The 23,670-nt window shown below is 38.8% G+C and carries 21 protein-coding genes and 1 pseudogene; 7 read left to right on the plus strand and 15 right to left on the minus strand.

Annotation, left to right across the window (positions count from 1 at the left end):
- Window positions 1–195: 195 nt before the first annotated feature.
- Genes HMPREF9075_RS01935 through HMPREF9075_RS01960 form a run of 6 tightly spaced genes read right to left on the minus strand, consistent with a single transcriptional unit; the run spans window position 196 to window position 4,643 of the window.
- Window positions 196–492 (minus strand): type II toxin-antitoxin system RelE/ParE family toxin, encoded by a 297-nt coding sequence (locus HMPREF9075_RS01935; RefSeq protein WP_009414806.1) that lies wholly within the window; start codon window positions 490–492, stop codon window positions 196–198.
- On the minus strand, window positions 473–736 hold the full coding sequence (locus tag HMPREF9075_RS01940) for a hypothetical protein (RefSeq protein ID WP_009414807.1): 264 nt from the start codon (window positions 734–736) through the stop codon (window positions 473–475). The genes HMPREF9075_RS01935 and HMPREF9075_RS01940 overlap by 20 nt, the downstream gene beginning before the upstream one ends.
- Window positions 737–768: 32 nt before the next feature.
- The gene (locus HMPREF9075_RS01945) at window positions 769–1,455 is read right to left on the minus strand and encodes a TIGR00730 family Rossman fold protein (protein WP_009414808.1); all 687 of its coding nucleotides are present in this window, start codon (window positions 1,453–1,455) and stop codon (window positions 769–771) included.
- Window positions 1,456–1,480: 25 nt separating this feature from the next.
- Window positions 1,481–2,647 (minus strand): VWA domain-containing protein, encoded by a 1,167-nt coding sequence (locus tag HMPREF9075_RS01950; protein WP_009414809.1) that lies wholly within the window; start codon window positions 2,645–2,647, stop codon window positions 1,481–1,483.
- Window positions 2,648–3,388, minus strand: a complete 741-nt coding sequence (locus HMPREF9075_RS01955) for an outer membrane beta-barrel protein (protein WP_009414810.1) — start codon at window positions 3,386–3,388, stop codon at window positions 2,648–2,650.
- A 4-nt stretch (window positions 3,389–3,392) separates the two neighbouring features.
- Window positions 3,393–4,643 carry an efflux RND transporter periplasmic adaptor subunit gene (locus tag HMPREF9075_RS01960; protein ID WP_009414811.1) on the minus strand — a complete coding sequence of 417 codons (1,251 nt, stop codon included), beginning with the start codon at window positions 4,641–4,643 and terminating at the stop codon, window positions 3,393–3,395.
- A 262-nt stretch (window positions 4,644–4,905) separates the two neighbouring features.
- Here HMPREF9075_RS01960 and HMPREF9075_RS01965 point away from each other — a divergent pair, with 262 nt between their 5' ends.
- Genes HMPREF9075_RS01965 through HMPREF9075_RS01975 form a run of 3 tightly spaced genes read left to right on the plus strand, consistent with a single transcriptional unit; the run spans window position 4,906 to window position 6,963 of the window.
- Entirely contained in the window at window positions 4,906–5,418 is a 513-nt protein-coding gene (locus tag HMPREF9075_RS01965) for a YqiA/YcfP family alpha/beta fold hydrolase (protein WP_009414812.1), read from the plus strand.
- 34 nt (window positions 5,419–5,452) lie between these two features.
- Window positions 5,453–6,439 (plus strand): porphobilinogen synthase, encoded by a 987-nt coding sequence (gene hemB, locus HMPREF9075_RS01970; RefSeq protein WP_034556543.1) that lies wholly within the window; start codon window positions 5,453–5,455, stop codon window positions 6,437–6,439.
- Between the two features lie 23 nt (window positions 6,440–6,462).
- On the plus strand, window positions 6,463–6,963 hold the full coding sequence (locus tag HMPREF9075_RS01975) for a cytochrome c (RefSeq protein WP_009414814.1): 501 nt from the start codon (window positions 6,463–6,465) through the stop codon (window positions 6,961–6,963).
- Window positions 6,964–7,221: 258 nt separating this feature from the next.
- Here HMPREF9075_RS01975 and purL read toward each other — a convergent pair whose 3' ends face one another.
- From purL to HMPREF9075_RS02020, 9 genes are all read right to left on the minus strand, one after another.
- Window positions 7,222–10,890, minus strand: a complete 3,669-nt coding sequence (purL, locus tag HMPREF9075_RS01980) for a phosphoribosylformylglycinamidine synthase (protein WP_009414815.1) — start codon at window positions 10,888–10,890, stop codon at window positions 7,222–7,224.
- A gap of 137 nt (window positions 10,891–11,027) precedes the next feature.
- Entirely contained in the window at window positions 11,028–11,615 is a 588-nt protein-coding gene (locus HMPREF9075_RS01985) for a Uma2 family endonuclease (protein ID WP_009414816.1), read from the minus strand.
- Between the two features lie 312 nt (window positions 11,616–11,927).
- Entirely contained in the window at window positions 11,928–12,560 is a 633-nt protein-coding gene (locus HMPREF9075_RS01990) for a DUF417 family protein (RefSeq protein WP_009414817.1), read from the minus strand.
- Window positions 12,561–12,644: 84 nt separating this feature from the next.
- On the minus strand, window positions 12,645–13,472 hold the full coding sequence (locus HMPREF9075_RS01995; protein WP_034556544.1) for an AraC family transcriptional regulator: 828 nt from the start codon (window positions 13,470–13,472) through the stop codon (window positions 12,645–12,647).
- A 20-nt stretch (window positions 13,473–13,492) separates the two neighbouring features.
- Window positions 13,493–14,683: a phosphoglycerate kinase gene (gene pgk, locus HMPREF9075_RS02000; protein WP_009414819.1), complete on the minus strand. Its 1,191-nt coding sequence runs from the start codon at window positions 14,681–14,683 to the stop codon at window positions 13,493–13,495.
- Window positions 14,684–14,744: 61 nt separating this feature from the next.
- Window positions 14,745–17,027 carry an inorganic phosphate transporter gene (locus tag HMPREF9075_RS02005; protein ID WP_009414820.1) on the minus strand — a complete coding sequence of 761 codons (2,283 nt, stop codon included), beginning with the start codon at window positions 17,025–17,027 and terminating at the stop codon, window positions 14,745–14,747.
- 20 nt (window positions 17,028–17,047) lie between these two features.
- Window positions 17,048–18,319, minus strand: coding sequence for a hemolysin family protein (locus tag HMPREF9075_RS02010; protein WP_009414821.1), 1,272 nt, complete (start codon window positions 18,317–18,319; stop codon window positions 17,048–17,050).
- Window positions 18,320–18,322: 3 nt separating this feature from the next.
- Window positions 18,323–18,982 (minus strand): YceI family protein, encoded by a 660-nt coding sequence (locus HMPREF9075_RS02015; protein ID WP_009414822.1) that lies wholly within the window; start codon window positions 18,980–18,982, stop codon window positions 18,323–18,325.
- An 806-nt stretch (window positions 18,983–19,788) separates the two neighbouring features.
- Window positions 19,789–20,685: a YafY family protein gene (locus tag HMPREF9075_RS02020; protein ID WP_034556545.1), complete on the minus strand. Its 897-nt coding sequence runs from the start codon at window positions 20,683–20,685 to the stop codon at window positions 19,789–19,791.
- Between the two features lie 96 nt (window positions 20,686–20,781).
- Between HMPREF9075_RS02020 and HMPREF9075_RS02025 the strand changes: the two genes are divergently transcribed.
- The 4 genes and pseudogenes from HMPREF9075_RS02025 to HMPREF9075_RS13700 all read left to right on the plus strand — a co-directional run.
- Window positions 20,782–21,150, plus strand: a complete 369-nt coding sequence (locus tag HMPREF9075_RS02025) for a DUF2493 domain-containing protein (RefSeq protein WP_034556546.1) — start codon at window positions 20,782–20,784, stop codon at window positions 21,148–21,150.
- Between the two features lie 349 nt (window positions 21,151–21,499).
- Window positions 21,500–21,799, plus strand: coding sequence for a hypothetical protein (locus HMPREF9075_RS02030; protein WP_009414825.1), 300 nt, complete (start codon window positions 21,500–21,502; stop codon window positions 21,797–21,799).
- A gap of 91 nt (window positions 21,800–21,890) precedes the next feature.
- On the plus strand, window positions 21,891–23,144 hold the full coding sequence (locus tag HMPREF9075_RS02035; protein ID WP_009414826.1) for a hypothetical protein: 1,254 nt from the start codon (window positions 21,891–21,893) through the stop codon (window positions 23,142–23,144).
- Window positions 23,145–23,192: 48 nt separating this feature from the next.
- Window positions 23,193–23,670, plus strand: a pseudogene (locus tag HMPREF9075_RS13700) (hypothetical protein); the annotation flags it as partial.

Raw genomic sequence — 23,670 nt, forward strand, 5'->3', positions numbered from 1 at the left:
GTACGGCGTTTTTTTTAATCTCCAAATTTTTTACAAACTTTTTTATAATTATTTTTTAAATCGCTGATTTTCAATAGTATTTTTTTTGAAGTTTTTATGGGACTTGTGAGAGATGGAGTAGTTTACCGACTTTCTTTTGGCGTAAACTGGGGGTAAAGTAGTAGGAAGGGATAGGGAAAATTTTGAAAATCGTCTCTACTCTCCAATAGGTTTTTGTTTTGTACTTCTAAAGAACTTTATGATAATAACATTCTCTTCTTCTATAAAATCATAATACAAGGCAAATTTTCCTTTCATAATAAGTATTTTATACAACTTTATTTTTTCTATAAATCTTGAAAGTTGTGTAGGTTTTTCTTTTAAAAAGGTTTCTATGCTTTCTACCTCATCTATAATTTTATTGGAATATACATCACTATGGTTTCTCTCACTCCAATAAGAAAGTGTTTCTCTAAGGCTTTCTATAGCCTCATTAGTCCAATTTACCTCCATATTCTGCTCTCAACATTTTAAAAACTTCTTCACTTTTTATTAGTTTTCCTTCTTTTGCTTGCTGATGCGATAAGGCTATTCTTCTTAATTCTTCTTCTGTAAACTCTTCATCTTCATAATATTGTTCCACAATTTTTATCATTCTATTATATTCTTCTATGGGAACTATTGCCGACAATGTATTCCCTTCATTATCGGTTACAAAATGAACTTTATGTTCTGGTATCAAAACTGCAACACTCATAATATTAATATTTTATCAAAGATTTTATTCTCTTAAAAATTAGGATTCATTTTGTGGTTGTTGTTATAAAAGTCTTCTATTACTTTGATAACTTGGTCTTCGGTATCTACTAAGTGTAGTAAATGGAGATCTTCGGCGTTTATACTGCTAAACTTTTGCAATAACACTTCTCTTATCCAGTCTAAAAGTCCTTTCCAATACTCAGTACCTACTAAAATAATGGGTATTTGCTCTATTTTGTGGGTTTGTACAAGTGTAATGGTCTCAAAAAGTTCATCGAGGGTACCAAAACCACCAGGCATTGCTATAAATGCTTTGGAATACTTCACAAACATTACTTTTCGGGCAAAAAAGTAGTTAAACTTAATATTTTTATCGTGGTCTATATAATCGTTATTTGTTTGTTCAAAAGGCAAATCAATATTAAGTCCTGCGGATACTCCTCCTGCAAGGTGAGCGCCTTTGTTACCCGCTTCCATAATGCCGGGTCCTCCACCTGTGATGATGCCAAAGCCTTCATCAACAATGCGCTGTGCTATGCGTGTAGTGAGCTGATAATAAGGATTATCGGGCTGTATACGCGCTGAACCAAAAATACATATACAAGGACCTATAGAGCTCATTTGTTCATACCCGTGTACAAATTCGCCCATTATTTTAAATATAGACCAAGAGTCGTTAGTCTTGATTTCGTTCCAAACTTTAGAGTGCTTTTTCATCTTTTAGTTTTTGAGGTAATTAATTTTAGCTTATTGACTTGTTGTTTTTGCTTTCAAACTTTTTAAGGTCGTTGCCTTTGAGGGCGTTTTCTACCAGTTCGGGAAGGCGATCGGGGGTGCAAGCGAAGCAGGCGATGCCGAGTTTGCTGATTTCTTTTCCTAAATTCTCATCGTAATCGGGGCGACCGCTATCTGATAAGGCTAAAAGTACGATTACTTTTACACCGTCTTGGTGCATTTCGTTCAAACGGCGCAATAATCCTGCGCGTACGCCTCCCTCATATAGGTCGGAGATGAGGATAAACATTGTTTTGCGAGGGTTCTCGATGAGTGTTTGGCAATAGGCTACTGATTTGTTGATGTCGGTACCGCCGCCTAATTGTACTCCAAAGAGCATATCCACAGGGTCTTGCCTGCACATTTCGGTAAGGTCGGTAATTTCGGTATCAAAAACCACTACGTGGGTATCAAGTGCTGGCATACTTGCAAAGATAGAGCCCATTACCGATGAATAGATAATTGAGTCGCACATAGAGCCACTCTGGTCTATATCTAAAATCACGTTCCAATTCTTCTGTTTCTGGGTACGCTCAAAGAAATAGAATTTTTCGGGTATCAATCGTTTGGTAGCTGTATCGTAATTTTTCAGGTTGCGTTGTATGGTGCGTTTCCAGTCGGTAGAGGCAAAGTTGGCAATAGGAGTATGCGCTTTTTTGTTGAGAGCCCCTGTAACAGCACGGCGCAGGTCTTGTTCCATACGCTTCATTATATCATCTACTACTTGTTTTACCAATTCGCGCGCTGTATCTTTTGATTTTGCAGGTATTTGTCCTTTTAGCGCCATTAGTGTACTTACCATTGCGATGTCGGGCTTTACGTTTTTGAGTGTTTCAGGTTCAAAAAGCAGTTTGGTAAGTCCCTTGCGTTCAATGGCATCGGTTTGTATGACGCTTACCACATCGGGTGGGAAGAAAGTACGTACATCGGTGAGCCATTTGGCGAGGTTGGGAGCGGAACTTCCCAAGCCTGCCGAGCGTTTGCCACTTCCGTTATCTCCTTTGCCATCGGTATCGTCATAAAGAGCGGCGAGAGTAGCGTCCATCAACGATTGTTGTTCGTTGAGGGTAGCGCCTTCGGTAGCGCGGGTGTCTTGCCCCAAAATAAGTCGCCAGCGTGTGATATTTTCTTCCATTTATAAAATATAAAACATTAAACCTATTTGTAATATGTTGGATTTTAGATTTGTTCCATCGGTAGTGTAGGTATTTTTCAGCAAGGGGGTTACGTTGTATTGCACAAAAAAGTTTAGGGCATTATAACCAAAAGCAATATAAGGTTTCAGCTGAAAACTCCTCATTATATCAAAATTATCAAAAAATAGGGATACTTCATTGGTGGTATAGAGGCTGGTGGCACTAAAAATATAGGACAAGCGAGCTCCTGTGTAGATACGCCAAAACTTATGGCTTTGGGGGGTGGAGGTACGGTAACGGAATTCTATGGGTAGTTCCACGGAATAGGTACGAAAATAATTTCGACTAATATTCTGATCTCTGAAATGTTCTACAATACTATAAGTATAATTACCATCTATTTTATTGACAACCATATTGTTGTACACTATGTCGTAAGCTAATCCTAAACCTGCACCAAAGCCGATATTTCGTTTTTCGTTGATAGGAAGATCGCGAATAAAACCAAAATTAATGCCATACGAAAGATTGTGCTGCACTACATTGGTAGCTTTATTTGCTAAATAGTTATAAGTGAGTCCCACGTATATTTGGTCTTCCAAATATTTGGTATTGATGCCTTTAGTAAGTGTTGCTGTTTTAGTGCTTGCAATCATACCATCATCCTCATCTTGCTGGGCTGCTCCCAACAAAGGCAATAGTAGCAAACTATTGATAAGAAAAACTTTGAAAATATTCATCTGATTATTTTTTGTTAGATTTAAGTTCTACTAGGTCGTTGTTTTTCAGTTGTTTTGTAATTGCTTCGTAAGGTGCTACGATAAGCTGTTCGTCTTTGGCAAGCCCTGATATTATTTCAATATTAGTATTATCCTGAATGCCAGTATCTACCGCACGCAATAGCGCTTTTCCGTCTTGAACTACAAAAACGGCTTCTTGTCGTTTATCGGCTTGGTCTTGGGGGGTATTGGCATCTATTTCGGAGCGTTTTTTCACTATAATAGCACTAATGGGGGCGATGACTATATTTTTTTTGGTTTGGGTGAGGATGTCTACCGTAGCGGTCATACCAGGACGGAAGGGTGAATAACCTGCGCTTTTTCCTGCTATGAGGTCTTGGTAGGAGCTTTCTTTTATATGGATTTTGACTTTGAAGTTGGTCACTTGGTCTACACTGGAGGTGCTATTGGCGGTATTGGCGATATTGGTAACGCTTCCTTGGAAGGTTCGTTTTAGGTAGGCATCTACATTTACATTTACGGTATCGTTTACTTTTACTTTTACGATGTCGTTTTCATTTACATCTACTTCTACCTCCATACTACCTAAGTTGGCTACACGCATAATTTCTGTTCCTGACATTTGTATAGTACCTACCACACGTTCGCCTAGTTCGACATTTAGTTTGGAAATAGTTCCATCAGTGGGTGAATAAATCACTGTTTTTTTTAGGTTATCTTGTGCTTCGTTTACGCTTGCCATTGCGCTTTGCACGTTGTATTTAGCTGATTCGAGGGTAGCTTTGGCTACTTCGTAGCCCGACACGGCTTTATCCCAATCGGATTTTGAAATGACTCCTTTTTGAAACAAAACTTTATTGCGGTTGTAGCTTTCTTGAGCCTCTTTGAAGTTGGCTTCGGCTTGCCTAAGAGAGGAGCGCACGGTTTCGAGGGTAGCGACTACGCGGTTGAGCCCAGATTGGTAAATATCGGGGTTGATGCGCACTAATAGGTCGCCTTTTTTTACTAATTGACCTTCTTTTATGGGTAGTTCTATAATTTCGCCTGATACTTCGGAAGAGATTTTTATTTCTAATTCGGGTTGTATTTTTCCTGTAGCAGATACTTTTTGGGTAAGGTTACCGATAGAGACGTTTTGTACCTCGACTGCTACAGCGGGGTTTTCTTCGCCAAACCAGCCTGCTTTTTTACCTGCTATAAGTATAACTATCAGCAAGATAATGGCTATAATAACTAATAGGGTTCTTTTTTTCATAAATAAAAGTGCATTATATAATTAGCAATGCAAAGGTAATGATTTTTTTTTAATATGCAATCTTTTTAATAGTAAAGGTTTGTTGCATATGGGGCTACGCACTTTTATCCTTCGCTTATCCTTAGCTCAACCTTCGCTCAACCTTCGCTCAACCTTCGCTGGGAAGAATTTTGAATTTTGAATTGGCGATGCGGTAAAATTAATCATTAAACATTGATTATTAATAATTATTTTGTATCTTTGCCCAACAAAACCTATAAATATGGTAACTGAAACTAATGAAATCCTTTATTTGCACGGGCTTGATAGCACGCTGCAAGACGACCGCAGGGCTGTGCTATCTCTCTATGGCAACATACACGCTCCTCACTTAGACTATCGCAATACACCTAACTTGTACGAACTCTTACAAGAAAAATACCGCAACGTTACGGCTATTATAGGTAGTAGCGCAGGCGGCTTGGTGGCTTACTACTTGGCTCAAACTCTGCTAAAACCGTGCTTGCTATTCAACCCTGCCCTCACTTACAAAGAAGAACTGCCACTTACTATTACTACCAATCCGCACTATGCAGCTTATATGCAAATAGTTATAGGTCTGCAAGATACGGTTATCAACCCTTGGCAGTCTCTCAACATCTTACAAAATGACCTAACACCTCACCAAACACTGGAAGTGCATCTTATCAATACGATGGCACATAGTTACCCCATCAGTATATTCAAACGCGAAGTAAGCCTCTTTTTTGATAAAATACGCACTGCCAATATATAACGCAAATTTTATTTAACCATATAAATTATTAAAAATGTATCCATTAAGACGTAATCGCCGCTTGCGCCAAAGTGCAACTGTGCGCAGCTTAGTAAAAGAAACCATCCTTACCCCTGACGACTTTTTAGTTCCTCTTTTTGTAGTAGAAGGAAGTGGCATAAAAGAAGAAATTGCCTCTATGCCTAACTATTACCGCTATAGCCTCGATTTGCTTGCTAAAGAAGTAAAGGAATTGTGGAACTTGGGACTAAAAGCTGTATTACTATTCGTAAAAGTACCTGATAACCTGAAAGATAACAAAGGTACTGAAGCTGCTAACCCTAACGGATTGATGCAGCGTGCTATCAAAACTATCAAAGACGCTGTACCACAAATGTTGGTAATGACCGATGTGGCGCTTGACCCCTACTCTATTTACGGGCACGATGGTATCATAGAAAACGGACAAATCGTAAACGACCCTACTGTAAATGCACTATGCCAAATGGCTCTATCGCACGCACAAGCTGGTGCTGACTTTATCGCTCCAAGTGATATGATGGACGGGCGTATCCTTGCCCTACGTGAAACCTTAGAAGATAACAACTTTGAAAACGTAGGGATTATGGCTTATAGTGCTAAATACGCCTCTGCTTTCTATGGTCCTTTCCGCGATGCCTTAGATAGTGCCCCTGTAGACCAAAATGATATTCCTAAAGATAAGAAAACCTATCAAATGGATTATCACAACCGCTTGGAAGCACTACGCGAAACTCGTATGGATATAGAAGAAGGTGCTGATATAGTAATGGTAAAACCGGGACTTTGCTACTTAGATATTGTACGCGAAGTGAAAAATATGAGTGAAGTGCCTGTAGCTGTTTATCAAGTATCTGGCGAATACGCTATGCTTAAAGCTGCTGCTGCCAATGGTTGGCTAGACCACGATGCTGTGATGATGGAGCAACTAGTGAGTATAAAACGTGCCGGAGCTGATATTATCGCAAGCTACTTTGCTAAAGAAGCTGTAAAACTACTGTAATAACGATAACTAAAAAACAACAAATGAAAAAACACTTTTTAACACTCTCCCTAATGGCTATACTGACAGCCTGTGGGGGAGGTACTAACAACAACACCCCAACCGACAACGCAAGCCAAGCGGCTACCAATACCCCCCCAGCTACTCAAGAGGCGACTATCAAACCTACCGAATACCCCAATTGGGAAACTAATAAAGGTATTGGCAGTGTAAAAACGATTACCCCTCCTCTATCGGACAGCCCCGATGCTGCTATGGCTGCCAAAGGTGAAGAGACCTTTAAACAATACTGTATGGGTTGCCACCAGCCTAAACGCCGAATGATGGGGCCTGCTATGGCAGGGCTTACAGAGTATCGTACCCCTGAGTGGATAATGAATATGATTCTGAACCCCGAACAAATGATAAAGGAAGACCCTATTGCTAAGGCTCAATTTGAAGAATATGGTAGTATAATGCTAAATCAAAGGCTTAGCGAACAGCAAGCACGAGAGATATTAGAATACCTACGAACTATAAAATAGTAGCAAAAAAAAAGTCCGATAAAAAAATTATCGGACTTTTCCATTAACCAACCAAAACTTTAAATTATGAAAACTATTATTTGAAGTTTACAATGAGCTACCACCCTCATTGCGTTGCAAAGGTACGAATAAATCATAACTTGTCAAGCATATTTTCAAGTTTAACAAAAGATTAATACAAAAGGGGCTTATAAAGCCCCTTTTAGCGTAATTTTAAACTTATGAAAACGTATTGCTTTAAGATTTTATTTACCATTCTTATTGGTTATTACGCGCCTCAATCCACTTGCGGGCATTGATAAACGCCTCTAACCAAGGACTTACTGCTGTTTTTTCATTTGGATAATAAGCCCATTGCCAAGGGAATACTGAACGCTCTATATGAGGCATCGTTACCAAATGTCTTCCCGATTTATCGGATAACATAGCTGCATTATAATCTGAGCCATTAGGGTTGGCAGGGTACTCTTCATAAGCGTATTTACCTACAATATTATAAGCGTTTTCTTCTAACGGCAAGTGGAATTTACCTTCGCCGTGCGAAATCCACACCCCTAAAGTACTGCCTGCAAGGCTTGATAACATCACCGAGTTGTTTTCGGGAATCACTACCGATACAAACCCACTTTCGTGCTTATGGCTATCATTATGTTGCATTTTTCCGTGTTCTGGGTGTTCAGGGTTGATAACCTCCAATTCCATAAATAGCTGGCAACCATTACAAATACCTACTGATAATGTATCAGGGCGAGCAAAGAAATTATCTAAAGCTTTTTTAGCTTTCTCGTTGTAAAGAAGCGCCCCTGCCCAACCTTTGGCACTGCCCAAAACATCGGAATTGGAGAAGCCTCCTACCGCTCCGATAAATTGTACATCTTCTAAGGTTTCACGCCCACTGATAAGGTCGGTGGTATGCACATCTTTTACATCAAAGCCTGCTAAATACAAAGCATTAGCCATTTCGCGTTCGGAATTGCTACCTTTCTCACGCAACACCGCTGCTATGGGTCGTTTTCCTTGCGGACGCTCGGGTTTCTCACCCGTAAAGTGTGCAGGGAAAACGTATTGCAGAGGCTGTTCTGAATAATTCTGATAACGCTCTGTAGCCTTGTCGTTTGCTGTTTGTTGTTTGTCTAATAGGTAAGAAGTTAGATACCATACATCACGCAATTCAGCAATATCTAATTCGTGAGTATCCTCAAAATAAGCTATTTTCAAAGTAGGAGTGGTAGTTACTTTACCTATTTTAGCCCATTTAATAGCATTTTCTTTCAAAATAGGTTCAATATCTTCATTAGCTTGTATCACTACTCCTGCATTTTCAGCAAAAACTACTTTGATAAGGTCGTTTTCAGTAGCAATAGAAGTAAGGTTCACCTCAGCCCCTATAGTACTATCGGCAAAACACATTTCTAAGAGCGTAGTGATAAGTCCCCCGCTACTAATATCGTGCCCTGCTTGTATTTTGTCTTCATTTATAAGATTTTGCAGTGTATTGAAGGCTTTTTTGAAGTAATTACTATCAGCAATAGTAGGCGTTTCATCACCTATCTTATTAAGTATCTGGGCAAAAGCCGAACCACCCAACTTAAGGTTATCTGACGAAAAATCAATATAATAAATATTGCCTCCCTCGTTTTTAAATACAGGCTGTACTACTTTCTGAATATCAGTACAATGTCCTACTGCCGAAATGATGACAGTGCCCGGAGCTATCACATCACCCCCTTGAGGGTATTTTTGTTTCATCGATAGCGAATCTTTACCGGTAGGAATATTGATACCCAATTGTATCGCAAAATCTGAAGCCGCTTCTACCGCTTCGTACAAGCGTGCATCTTCACCAGCATTGCGACAAGCCCACATCCAGTTGGCTGATAACGACACTCCTTGCAAACCACCTTTTATAGGCGACCAAACAATATTTGTAAGTGCTTCGGCAATAGCATTGCGGCTGCCTGCTGTGGGGCTAATAAGCGCTGTAAGTGGCGAATGCCCTATGCTTGTAGCAACGCCCTCTTTACCCTGATAGTCCAAAGCCATTACCCCTACATCGCTAAGGGGAAGCTGCAATGCCCCCACACATTGTTGTTGCGCTACTCGACCGCCCACACAGCGGTCTACTTTGTTGGTAAGCCAATCTTTACAAGCTACACTTTCCAATTGCAACACTTGCATAAGATAAGTGCGCAGCTGACTTTGGTAATAGGTAAGCCCTTGGTAGGTTGTAGCGACAGTTTTGTCGGTCATTATTGTTTTGGGAGAGCTACCAAAGAGCGCCGAAAGGTCTAAGTCTAAAGGTTTTGTATTTTTCTTTTCGGAAGAGATACTAAAATGATGGTCGGAAGTTACTACTCCTACTTCATACATCGGAGCACGTTCGCGGTCGGCAACGGCTTTTAGTTTAGCAATAGCTTCTTCGGGCAGTACTAAGCCCATACGCTCTTGCGATTCGTTGCCTATAATTTCTTTATCCGATAAGGTTGGGTCGCCCACAGGCAGTTTATCTAAGTCTATTTTACCACCGGTTTCCTCAATAAGCTCTGAAAGACAGTTCAAATGCCCTCCAGCGCCGTGGTCGTGTATAGAAACAATAGGATTCTCGTCAGACTCTACCATTGCGCGGATAGCATTGGCAGCGCGTTTTTGCATTTCGGGGTTAGAACGTTGCACCGCATTGAGTTCAATTCCCGTGCCAAAAGCCCCTGTATTGGCTGATGACACAGCAGCCCCACCCATACCGATGCGGTAATTTTCACCACCTAATATTACAATCTTATCGCCTTCTTTAGGCGTGTGTTTTATAGCTTGTGAGGCTTTGGCGTAGCCTACACCCCCCGCTTGCATAATCACTTTATCGAAGCCTAATTTGCGACCACCTTCTTCGTGCTCAAATGTGAAAACTGAGCCTGCAATAAGTGGCTGACCAAATTTATTACCAAAATCACTTGCCCCATTAGAAGCCTTGATAAGTATATCCATTGGGGTTTGATACAACCATTTGCGTTCTGCCATTCCTTGCTCCCAAGGGCGGTCTTCTTCTAATCGAGGGTAGGCAGTCATATAAACAGCAGTACCAGCCAAAGGCAAAGAGCCTTGTCCTCCAGCAAGGCGGTCGCGTATTTCGCCACCCGAGCCCGTAGCGGCTCCGTTGAAAGGTTCTACTGTTGTAGGGAAGTTATGAGTTTCAGCTTTCAGCGAAAGTACAGCCTCAAAGGGTTTTACTTCGTAGAAATCAGGTTTATCGCTTGTTTTAGGAGCAAACTGCTCTACGGTAGCGCCTTTTACAAAAGCTACATTGTCTTTATAAGCCGAAACGATGTTATTAGGGTGTTCTTGTGAAGTTTTTTTAATAAGTTTGAAAAGGGTAGATGGTTTTTCTTGACCATCAACAACAAAAGTACCATTAAAAATTTTGTGACGGCAGTGTTCTGAGTTGATTTGAGAGAATCCAAACACTTCCGAGTCGGTAAGTTTTCTACCAAGTTTTTCAGATAGTTGCTCTAAGTAAGCAACCTCTTCGGCGCTCAGCGAAAGTCCTTCTTGCTCGTTATACGCCTGAATATTATCTATCTCTACAGTTGTTTGTGGCTCTATGTTTATCGTAAAACTCTCCTGAGTAAGCCCTTTGTATTTTTCAAAAAGCATTGGGTCAAAATCGGTAAAGTCTTGCGCAACCTCTCTGAACTCCTCAATACGAGTAATTCCTTCAATGCCCATATTCTGTGTTATTTCTACGGCATTAGTACTCCACGGGGTAATCATTGCTACACGCGGACCTACAAAAAAGCCCTCGAGTGTAGGCGAAGGCAACTGCTCGGCATTACCAAAAAGCCATTTGAGTTTTGCAAGTTGTTCGTTATCTAAAGCCACCTCAGTAGCAACCACATAAATAGTATTCTGTGCGTTTTTAAAGAAAAGAAGCATTTTTTTTAAAATTAATAATTAACAATTAAAATAGTATTTAGCTTAACAATCAGTTCTTAGAGTTGTTTTATTTCTTAGAAAATTGTTTTTTGAAAATATATTTTCATAGCTTTATAATGTAAGGAGGTAGTAGTTTTTTAAAATAACTCGTCTGTATCTATGCGCAGTTCAGGAAATATGATAGGGTTTATTATATCGCCTTTTACAAAGGGTGGTAGAGCACGAAAAGCACCTTCTTCCAATACGTATACGTTTATTTCATTTTCTTCGGGGCGTACTACCCAATACTCTCGTACTCCTGCTTCTTCGTAAAGCTGATATTTATAACGTACTTCTTTTTTAGAGTTCCCTGGTGAAAGAATTTCTATCACCCAATCGGGAGCACCTACGCAGCCTTTGGCGTCTATCTTTTCTAGATCGCATACTACACAAAGGTCGGGCTGAACCACTGTATATATATTATTTACGGTTATATTTTTATTAGGTAAACGTACGTCAAAAGGAGCTATGAATACTTCACAAGTTTTTCCTTTTAAAAATATATCTATCGCTGTTGAGAGTTTTCGCACTATACGTTGGTGATATACTGTGGGAGCCGACATTTTAAATATCTTGCCTTTGATGAGCTCTACACGTTCTTCAAACTTCCAAAGAAGATAATCAGCATAGGTGTATATCCCACTTACGAGGTCTAACTGATTGATATTTGTAATTGTTTTTTCCATATTTCTTTGTTACTATGTAAAGTGGCTGCGCGGCAGAAGTCTCACAAATCTTTTCAAATCAAACAATAAGAAGTTTTCTTATTGTGTAATACATTAAAAATATTAAATTCGTAGCAAAAGTACAAAATATTCTGCTCACTACCAAATTTAAATACTAAAAGGGATTGCCAGCTTAGCTACCTTGCCATATCATTTACTCTCTATTTCGGCTAAATCATCAGGCTTATTAAATTAAAAAAGGTATTTCGCAAACCGTTTTAGTGTACGAAATACCTTTTAAGTGTATATGAAATTTTAACTATGATTCTCTATTTAAGACTGTTTCTTTAGCAAGCGGCGTGCTGCCTCCGAAGCTGCTATAAGCCCCCCTGCCGACATAATGACATCTTTAAGAACCAATCGCCCTGCGCCTGATAAATAAGGGAAACCATACGCTGGAGTTGGCAAGTCGCCACCCAAGTTAGGTACGTATACCTCTGGAGTAGTTATCAAAAAAGAAAGAGTTACGATGCTCATTCCAAAAGTAAGCAAACCACCTATTACACCTATTTTAGGACTCCATATACCGAGCAGTGTAAGCAAGCCTATTAGGCATATAAAAGCACCTAAACCGTATGAAAATCCATAAGTGCCGTTCTCTTTGTGCCAATCTATATTGGCTTGTACCATCTTCCCTTCTGGGTTTTTGTGCAATTTGTACTGCGCAACTTCTTTACCTTTGTTAGCAGCTCCTGTTACGCCGTTCTCATCAATAGCTGTTTTGCCTGAATTATTATAGAAAAAACTCATAAACGGACTATTGGTAACAAAAGGCACTATACCATCAGCCTCATATTGGCAAACTTTTAGCCCTCCTATCCAAGCCATTACAATAAAAATAGCTACCCTAATGTAGTTTACAAAACAGCGTTCGCTGCCCGCCAAAAATGATAATAATTTTTGCATAATAAATGTTGTTTAAAAAATTACTTGATTTTCGGGTGCAAAGATACAGCTTTTTCGGCACTTAAAAATGGATAAAAAAGTTTATTACATAGATTTTTCAGCCACGATTGAAATCCCTACGCTTTCTCTAAATTCTTTTGGTGAAACTCCTACGTGTTTTTTGAAGAATCGGCTAAAATAGAAAGGGTCGTCAAAATTGAGATAATAGGCGACTTCCTTGATAGATTTATAGGTAAGATGGAGTTGTTTTTTAGCTTCGAGTATCAAGCGCTCTTGCAACAGCTGTAGTGGTGTCTTCCCAAGCTGTCTTTTTATTTTTTTACTAAAACTATCAACCGATAAATGCAAAGCTTCTGCGTAAAAAGGCAAATCGCGCTGAGTAATAAAATGTGTTTCTACAAGTTGCTGAAAATCGGTAAGCAAATTATGGTTGAGTGGTGAAGGTACATCAGTTATCTGCAAACTCTTAGCCTTGCTAGAAAGTGCCAAAATAAGCTGCAAATACGAGCGCAACACAGCTTCCGAATATTCATCAGTCGATGCCAATTCCTCTTCTATACGACCAAAAAGTAACGCTATTTCATCAAAAACAGCCTCTTGAACAGCAATATGAGGTTGTAAAAAAAGTGCATTGAAAAGCAATCCATTGCAAGCCACCTCTTTCTTGTGGTATTCTATACAATAAAAATCACCGTGAAACTGCAATAGCATAGTCTCCTTAATGCTTGCCTCCGTCCATTGAAAGTACTGAAAAGGAGAAAGAAACAACAAGGTGTTACCATTGTATTCATAAGGCGTACCATCCACTAAAAAACGCCCCTCTCCTCTCAACATATAAATACAATAATTCTCCACACGCAAAGATGCGGTGGAGAATTGTTGTTCTGTAATATGTGTGACTGCTACCTTCAAAATCAGGTCTCTGTCTGTTTTTATTCATTAATAGCTTGAATACCTGGTAATACCAAGCCTTCCAAACTTTCTAGCATTGCGCCACCACCGGTAGATACATAGCTCACTTTGTGCTCAAAACCAAATTGTTTCACAGCCGCTACCGAGTCGCCTCCGCCCACAAGCGAGAAAGCACCATTTTTAGTAGCCTCAGCCACAAAGTTACCTACCTCAATAGTTCCTTTAGCAAAAGTAGGCATTTCAAATACCCCTACAGGACCATTCCACAAAATAGTTTTTGATTTTAGAAGTACTTCTTTGATGTTAGCAAGTGTTTTAGGACCTGCATCAAGCCCTTGCCAGCCATCAGGCACTGCATTTACAGCCACCACTTGTGTTTTAGCATCATTATCAAAAGCATCAGCAGCAACTACATCTATAGGCAAGTGTACTTCTACCCCCTTAGCTTTAGCTTTTGCCAAAATATCAAGAGCAAGTTGTTGCTTATCGTCTTCACAAATAGAGTCGCCTATTTTGCCACCTTGTGCTTTGATAAACGTATAAGCCATACCACCCCCAATGATAAGGTGATTTACCTTATCCAATATATTTTCAATGATTGTAATTTTTGAGGATACTTTTGAGCCGCCCAAGATAGCAGTTACAGGTTTTTCACCCGATTTCATTACCTTGTCAATGCTTTCAATTTCTTTGGCAAGAAGGTAGCCAAAGCATTTACGGTCAGGGAAGAATTTTGCCACGATTGTAGTCGAAGCGTGTGCGCGGTGTGCTGTACCAAAAGCGTCATTTACATAGATGTCGCCCAATTTAGCCAATTCTTTTGAGAAAGCCTCATCACCTTTTTCTTCTTCTTTGTGGAAGCGTAAGTTTTCTAATAGTACCACACTACCTGCTGGAGCTGCAGCCACCGTTTTTTCAGCTACCTCACCCACACAATCATCAACAAAAATAACCTTTTTGCCCAATACCTTTTCCACTTCGCCCACAATATGACGCAATGAGTATTTGTCGTTGCGCTCACCTTTAGGTCGTCCCAAGTGGCTCATTAGCACCACAGTACCTCCGTCATTCAAAATCTTAGAAACGGTAGGTTTAGCAGCCTCAATACGAGTATTGTCGGTTACTCTAAAGTTTTCATCCAAAGGCACATTAAAGTCCACACGAATGAGGGCTTTTTTGCCTGCAAAATTAAAATTGTCTATGGTTCTCATATATCTTATATATTATATTTCCACGCAACAAAAGTACAAAAAATATTCTAATTTGCCAAATCTAATTTGCCAATCTGCTAATACCCATAGTCTTCAGTTTTTTATTGTGTTGTTTCTGATATTCGTTAAACTGAAGCATCAAGTTATTATTAGCCCTAATCAGCGCATTAGTCTCCAATAATATACTGAAATACAGCTTTGTCGTCTTTTGGCTCGTTTCCGTAGTACGAATACGGTCAATCTGTTTTTGCACCATTTTTGATACCTCATCTTTTAATGCATAACAATCTGCCAAAATATGGTGCAGTTTCGAGTAATCTTCACCTTTAAATATTTCAGCTTCCGCTTTAAAAATACCCTCCATCTTGTCCGATATACCCTTCAAATCACGCAACTGATTAAATTTCAAATTTTTATGGTTATTATTCACGTGTTCGTAGCTATTTTGTGTAATTGCCGTCATACACTGCGCCATATCCTGCAAATAATCCAATATCAAAATATAAAACTTACTCGATGCCACCGAACTCTCATTCAGTGATTTTATAAAGTAATACACATTCCCCTTCATTTCATCAAGTTCTTTCTCCAGCTTCTTTGCATTCTTCTTATTCTTTGTCAGCTTGCTAAGATCCTGCGTACCCAAGTTCTTCACCACCTTACTGTAAAGCTGGTCTATACGAAAAATTGTATCCGATACGTAGTTAGAACTCTCCTTTATTACCCCGCCAATAGTCGCCAAGTCAGCACGATGAAAATGCCTACCTTGTGCCTTATTCTTTTGTTTGTTCCTATACACTATAGCATTGCGTATCAACAGCGAGCCCACTACCAAAATCATCACAATAAGCCCAATTACACTGCCGTAGTACAGCACACCAGCCACTATAAAAGCCCCAATACAAGCCACTATAGCCGTCAAAAACCAGCCACCCACAACATTCAGCACACCAGCCACCCTATACACAGCACTATCGCGACCCCAAGCCCTATCAGCCAATGACGACCCCATAGCCACCATAAAAGTAACATAAGTAGTTGATAATGGTTGTTTTAGCGAAGTACCTATAGCTATCAAGCTACTCGATACCACCAAGTTTATCGCCGCACGCACCAAGTCAAAAGCAGGCAAATCCTCCTCTTTCACATTCTCATCTATTATAGGCTTCTCAAAACGCCTATCAATTTTAGACTGCAACCATTTAGGCGTTAAAAACGTAATTACATTAGATAAGCCCACCGTAATACGCACCAAAAAGCGTGATAAGAAGTTAGACGAAAACTGCTCAGCCCCTTCACTTTGGCGAGAAAGGTTCACCCCCGTTTCTATCACGTGGCGCGCCTTTTTAGAAAACCAAAGCGTGAAGATCATTATTGATCCCGTGAGCAGCAAAATAGCTGTAGGCGTAACCATTTGTCCATCAGCCAAACCACTCATTAGCAATTGATTATGAGCCACACCACTATGGTGCCATATATCATATGATTGGTAAGCCGCTACAGGCACCCCAATAAAATTCACCAAATCATTCCCTGCAAACGCCATTGCAAGTGCAAAAGTACCACTAAGAATAATAATCCTAAAAATATTCACCCCCAGCCTAATCAGTATATGCGATAAAATACTATAGAACACTAAGCAAGCCAATAACAACCAGCCTATATGCGTATCCATCCACACAACAGCCTCTTTAGGTATAAAAGTAACATCCTTAAGCCCCTTAAAGATAATAAAATACGACAATGCTGTAAGCGAAAAACCTCCAAATACCCCACCTATATACCTAATACTCTTTTCATAGCGAAACGAAAAAACAATTCGTGCTACATATTGCACTATAGCCCCCACTACAAAAGCAATCGCCACCGACACAAAAATCCCTGAAATAACCTTCCCTGCAACAGCTGTATTAATATAATGCTTAATATCCAATAGCGACTGATCCATCTTCAAAATCTTGATAAAAGCCACACACACAGCAGCCCCTAAAAGTTCAAAAACGATAGATACTGTGGTAGATGTAGGTAACCCTATGGTATTAAAGAGGTCTAATAGCAATATATCCGCCAGAATAACCGCCATAAAAATCACCATTACCTCATCAAAATAGAACTCCGTAGGGTTAAAAATCCCCTTACGAGCAATCTCCATCATTCCACTCGAAAATATAGCCCCTATAGCCACCCCCACACTCGCCACTATCATAATAGTGCGCAATGTAGAAACCTTAGAGCCCACTGCCGAATTTAGAAAGTTACCCGCATCGTTGCTTACCCCCACTGTCAAATCAATCACAGCAAGTGCCGCAAACACAAAAAGCATAAATATATATACTTGTTCCATAACAATATTATTATCGTAAGTTATTCATCGTCTTCCTCAGTAAACACACGCACCGTCTCAATACGCGTTTGCGAACACGCCTCTATCACAAATCTAAAAGGCGGTATCTTTATCGTCTCACCTTGGGCAGGAATATCCTCCGTATGCAACACTATAAGCCCCGCCAGTGTTTCGTAATCCTCCCCTTCGGGCAAGTGCAAGCCATAAGTCTCATTTAAGTACTCCACCTCCAAGCGTGCCGAAAATAAATATTCCTTATCCCCTACACGTTCCTCTATAAAATTATCCTTATCGTGCTCATCTTCTATTTCACCAAAAAGCTCCTCTACAATATCCTCAAGCGTTACTATCCCAGAGGTACCCCCATATTCGTCCAATACCACCGCCATACTCTTATGCTTGTGTGTCAGCAAGTTGAGTACTTCATTTATCTGTATCGTTTCAGGAATATTCACTATAGGCATCAAAATTTCACTAATGGTACGAGGCTTTTTAAACATATCAAACGAATGCACATATCCCACAATATCATCAATGTTCTCGTTGTATATCAGCACTTTTGAAAATCCAGACGACACAAAAGTAGCAATCAGGTTTTCAATACTTTCTCTAACATCCACCGCCACAATTTCCGTACGCGGAATCATAATTTCACGAGCCTTTACCCCCGAAAATTCCAGTGCATTCTGAAACATCTGCACTTCAGCGTCCACATCCTCGCCCTTAGGCGCATTCTCCATCTGTTCCGAAATATAATCCACCAATTCCACCTTCGTAAAAGACAGCGGAACATAATCACCACGCGTTTTAAAAAACACACGCAGCACAAAGTCCGAAATCCAGATAATCAACCCAGAAAGCGGATAAAATAATATATAAAAAAAATAAGCAGGAATTGCCAAAGCCTTCAATAATTGGTTGGCATAAATCTGGAAGAATACCTTCGGCATAAACTCTGCCGTAATCAAAATAATAAGAGTAGAAATAACGGTATGCCATACCACGTTTTGGAAAAAGGCAGGTAACAACAACGTCATTACCTTGCCCATTTCAAAACCATACACTACCAATGCAAGGTTATTACCCACCAGCATTGTAGCCAATAATTTAGACGGACGGTGTGTAAGCCGTCCCAATACTGTCGCTATCAAGCCCTCTTGTTTTTTCAAGATTTCTATGTGCACTTTGTTAGACGACACATACGCAATCTCAAAACCCGAAAAAAAAGCCGATAACAACAACGTAATCAGTATAATAATTACAGATACTACCGATATAGATGTTTCTGCCATAAATTATTTAGTAGCTTTAGCCTTTACAACCAAAGTTACCTCATCATCAATAAATTTGTCTTTTAAGTTATCAAATACCGATTTAGAACCAAAATTAACCCCAAAATCTACACGATTAATTTTAAAAGGTTCAGAGTTAATAGTTACTTCAGTATCCGTAACCACTACTGTTGCAGGGAATGACACCTCTTTAGTTTTACCCTTTACAGTAAGGTCACCCACAACAGTCTTGCCATCAAATGACTTCAGTACAAAAGTAGCTGTAGGAAACTCCTTTACATTGAAAAAGTGATCCACCTTTTCAGGATCAGTACCTTTCAAATGCGCTTCCAAGTCCTCTTTGCCTTTGCCAGCCTCCAAGTCAAGCACCGCAATAGAGTTCATATCAAGCACAAATTCACCACCAGCAAGCTTACCCTCAGCCACATTCAAGCCGCCCTCAGTAACGTTTACTGTACCATTGTGCTTACCTGTAGGTTTAGAACCCACCCATTCTACTACCGAAGCAGGATCTACCTTATAAGCAAACCCCTGTACTTCAGCTTCAGGAGTTGTAGCTGTAGTTTCAGTTTGAGTTGTTTCAGCGCCCTGCTGATTGTTAGCGTTGTTACAACCCGATAGCAACAAAGCCATCACAGCTACACCCATTATTACTTTCTTCATAATGATATTATTTTTTAGTTTATGGTGCAAAGATAACAATTATTTTTGAAATACCAACAATCACTCCCCAAATATTTATCTCTGGTCATAAAAAAAAGCCCTCCTTTTCAGGAGGAACTTTTTTCACAATGCATATAAATACTACTACTAACTCCAAAATAAAATACTTTCAAGTTATAAGAAAACCCATATACTCAAAAGTATTGATTTTTCTTCATAAAAATTTGTTTTAATTTTAATAACCTTAATTTTTTTATCTAACAATGTTTCTTATAGCAATTTTAGTAATTTCAGTTTTTTCAAGTAATTTTCTTCTCGTTAGTTTATGCACTATTTTAAGCAATAGGCTAATATCCCATCCACCATGCTTACATTGCAGTATACAGAAAAAATCGTGCCAAAAATTCAATCTCCTCAAAAATACATTATAACTCACTCATTATCAGAGTTAACAAAATCACAATCTATTGTTACCATTTTCTTAAACAGTCTGCATTTTTGAATATAAATTACACCCTAAAAATGTGTAATACTCACTATTATACACTTCACTCAAAGGTCGTATTATGACACCTTCAATAAAAAAAGTCCGATAATAAAATTACCGGACTTCTTCATTAACCAACCAAAACTTTAAATTATGAAAACTATTATTTGAAGTTTTACAATGAGCTACCACCCTCATTGCGCTGCAAAGGTACATACAAAATTGTTACCCACCAACAAAAAATAGTACTTTAACAAAAGTTTAACAGGAATGTTCAAGTAATAAGAATAAGTTTTAGAAGAAAAAAAATATTTCTACCCTATCTTAATTGTAATTTCTTTTGCAAATGCACAGGAGCAAGTACCTCCACTTGTTTGCCATACGAGAGTAACTCCTTGATAAAATCAGGCGTAACCTTTAAGTGGAGTTTGAGTACTATCTCATCATCAGTTTCACCAACCACCTCTTGCGAAGAGTGCAAAGGCATCGCTTTAAGGTATTCAGCAGGGTTAGGCACAAAAGGTGAGTCGGTAGGCAATTTTTTAAAAGCAAGCTGCACTTCTTCTGCTTGCGTACGATCGTTATCTACCCAAGCCCCAAAACTATCGTCAAAAAAATGTTGTACGTCCTTAGGCACAGCGTGCTGAAACTTCACCCCACGCTCATCGTCTAAATGCTTTATTCTGTCCAAGCCAAAAACCCGCAACGCTTCTTTCTCTACATCCCACGCCAATACATACCAACACCTTTGAGCTTCTTTCAGCAAATAAGGTTCTATCACACGCATCACAGGCTCTTTATCTTTATCCCAAAACTTATAATAGTGTAGCTTTATTTGTCGCTTTTCTTTAATAGCCCTAAGCAGGGGCGACAAATATTCCGTACCCGCAGGCAATCGCTTTTCAAACTGAATAACCTCAGAAAGATTGCCGTAATTCTGCAAAGCTCTAAAAACATCAAACGCCTCTAATAGATTTTGAGCATAGAGGTCGTTATCTTCTGTGATTTCGTAGGCTTTAAGAGAGTTATTATACTCTATTTTTATGCGATAAATTTTCTCAATATCTCGTTTATCACGCAGAAAAGTACGATCAGTAAAAGATTCTACATCGCAATATTCCTCACTTTTTTCTAAAGCCCTTGTCAAATCTTCATACGAGTGAGGCTTCATACGCAAGCGTTCTACAATAAAACGATGTCTTAAAAACTTCTTCATTTCATTATTTTTTTGCAAATATACAAACTTTCTCTTAGAGCGACAGCTTTTGTCGTACCTGTTTTAGACTTTTGCCCCAAACAAATAACAAATAATATGAATATAGCCATTGTTGGGGGACGTGATTTTAATGATTACACCCTATTGAAAGAGAGTGTTTTAGCGTATATTGATATGCACGAAAAACCTGAAAATATCGTATCAGGCGGAGCTAAAGGAGCTGATACCCTTGCTGCACAATTTGCTGCTGAGATGAGCATTCCCCTCCTCGTTTTCAAACCCGATTACCAAAAGTACGGGCGTGGAGCAACCCTCGTGCGCAACACCCTAATTATTGAAAATGCCGAAGTGGTTTTTGCCTTCTGGGACGGACAATCAAAAGGCACTAAAGACAGCATTAAAAAAGCCGAAAAGCTTGAAAAAGAGCTCTATATCATCACCTATACGCCAACTATCAGTTCTTAGCATTTATTAAAAAAACAAGGCAAAAGGACGCACATATCATTTTATTTTGTATATTTGCTGGCAGAAACACATAAAACATATTTTATAGTAAAAACCAGATAAACACAAAATAAACATATTAGTAGCGTTTCGCTTTTATTTTCTAAGCTCGAAATACGACCAATTTTTCAATAGTGTAGAGAAAGTAAAAACGGAAGCGTTCGCGTATGCGGGCGTTCCTTTTGCTTTACACTATGCCTTTGGTCGGGCTTCGAGCTAAGCAAAACGGGATGCCCGCAAACTATTTTTGTAAAACATTGGGGAAGCCGAAAACCATATAGAGTAGGCACTCACTAAAAACTATAATAATATGATTTTAAAAATTGTAAATGGAAGATTAGATCTTCTCAGTGATTCAGGAGGTCGTATCAGAACGATTGCTCAAAACAATGTAATTGACGCTGCTCTTAGTGATGATGAAAAATCTGTTCTAATCACCTACAGTAATGGTAGAACAGATCTTTGCAACGATTCTGGAGGGCGCAAATCTACAGTTGCAGAAAGTAATGCTGTAAAAGCTATTTTCCACAAGTCAGACATACTAATCACCTTAAAAAACGGAGATATGGAACTGAGAAACCAAAATGGTGGAAAGATAAGAAGTATTTAATTTATATTTAACAAGGAGTGCAAGCCTATGATAAAACTTAGGCTTGTTACTCCTTCTAAAAAAGATTTATTAAACTAAAAAATAAACAGCAATGAGAATAAAAAAGCACGGTTTAGAATATTACCTTAAAACTCCTTATACTCCTAAGGTAGAACCCAATCTTTTCTTTGCAGACAAAAAAGTAAAAACGTCCTACAAAGAGTACGAGGCACTCATAGACAACAACAGCGTTCGTTTAGGTAAATTTAACAATAATACCGCTGTTATTCCTGAGGATATCAGTAGTCTTATCGAGGAATATCGTGATATGGCAGGAGAGTTGAGATATAAAGACTTTTTTGATGAAATACCAGAAACATTGTACGATAACTTCAGAGATTGTGAATGCTTTTGCTTTATAACTACTTACAACGAACAGAGGTTAGTAACGAGTTATGAAGTAGACGATTTTGTGTTTGTTTTCAAATATAACGAGCAGCAACAACTCACCGAATGGACTGCTACTATTTCGGGGCAAATACCTTGCACACGAAATTACTTGTACAACAAAAAAGGTCTGCTTTGTAAAATTATAGATAAGCTCCCTACAGGTATTTTTAAAGAGTATTTATATGACGAAAAAGGCGATATGGTAGTCGTTATAGAAAATGGGGAAAATTCTGAAGAATATAAATATAAGTACAACTCAAAAGGTGAATTAATAAGCTTAAAATGCTATCGAAATGAGAAATTTATGCAGGAAGATTTGTTCCTATATGACGAGAGAGGCAATAAAACACTATTTTGTTCTTTCGGTGAAGAAAACGAGAAAGATGAAAGAGAAAACGAGCGAAAAGTATTCATCAATTCGTACCAAAATGGACATCTTGATAAACAAGAAATTTTGTACTACGAGAATGGAGACAAGGAATTTTTATTCTTTGACGAGCAAGGCAAGATAATTAAAAAACAGTACTTTGAAATCAAACATTACCGAGGTTTTGAGCTACTAAACACTGTTTACTACAAATATTTTGATGGTAAGGCAGAGCGCACTGATATTGACAAAAATTTGTACAAAGAGGTGATCGTTTGCAAAGACATTACCTGCAAAGAAGACTCTTACTGTGGAAGATGGTCAACTTTTGGGAGGTCTTCCATAGATATAGAATATAATGGACGCAAATACAATTCAATTTTGTTCAGTGACAATATTTTTTCTTATGCCATATACGATAAAGAAGGCAATGAGATAAGAAAGTTCGTCCGTAGTTATCTTACCAATGGAGAAAGTGAAACTATTTTCTATAAAAACGGCACTCCTGACTATATCGTTAGAAAAGAGTGCAGTGTAGTGGAAAATTAGTATATTGCAGGCATTAAAAAGTTAAACAATAATTAAACACCTAACCATATGTACACACAAGCATTCAAAGAGGCAGTAGCCTACTGCAAAGCCAACAATCTATTTGTAGGGTATGGCAATCCTAATGGTAAAGTTTTGGTAATCAGCAAAGAAGCCGCACACATTCCTCAAGAAGAGACTACCGAAAATTTAGAGAAGAAAAAAGAAGAACTCTTCCAAAGTAATGTATCTCAATGGGAACACATACTCTCTACTAATGAAGTGCCTAATTACGATGGTGAGCGCCCCATCTCTCACAAAAATCCCTTATATGCTTATGGCAATCAATACAACAAAAAAGATATAAGGAAAGAAGGGAAACCTTACAATGGTGGTACAAGTAGCACCTATTTAAACTACGAAAAACTCTATGAACAGCTATTTTTGAAGGGGAAAAAACTTGAGAAAATCAACTTTCAAAAAGAGTTTTTCATTACTGAATTTAGTGATTACCCTACTAAGGAAAGTTACAAGAGTGAGGAAATAG

Origin of the sequence: Capnocytophaga sp. oral taxon 332 str. F0381 (genome assembly GCF_000318275.2) — a bacterium.
Taxonomy (GTDB): domain Bacteria; phylum Bacteroidota; class Bacteroidia; order Flavobacteriales; family Flavobacteriaceae; genus Capnocytophaga; species Capnocytophaga bilenii.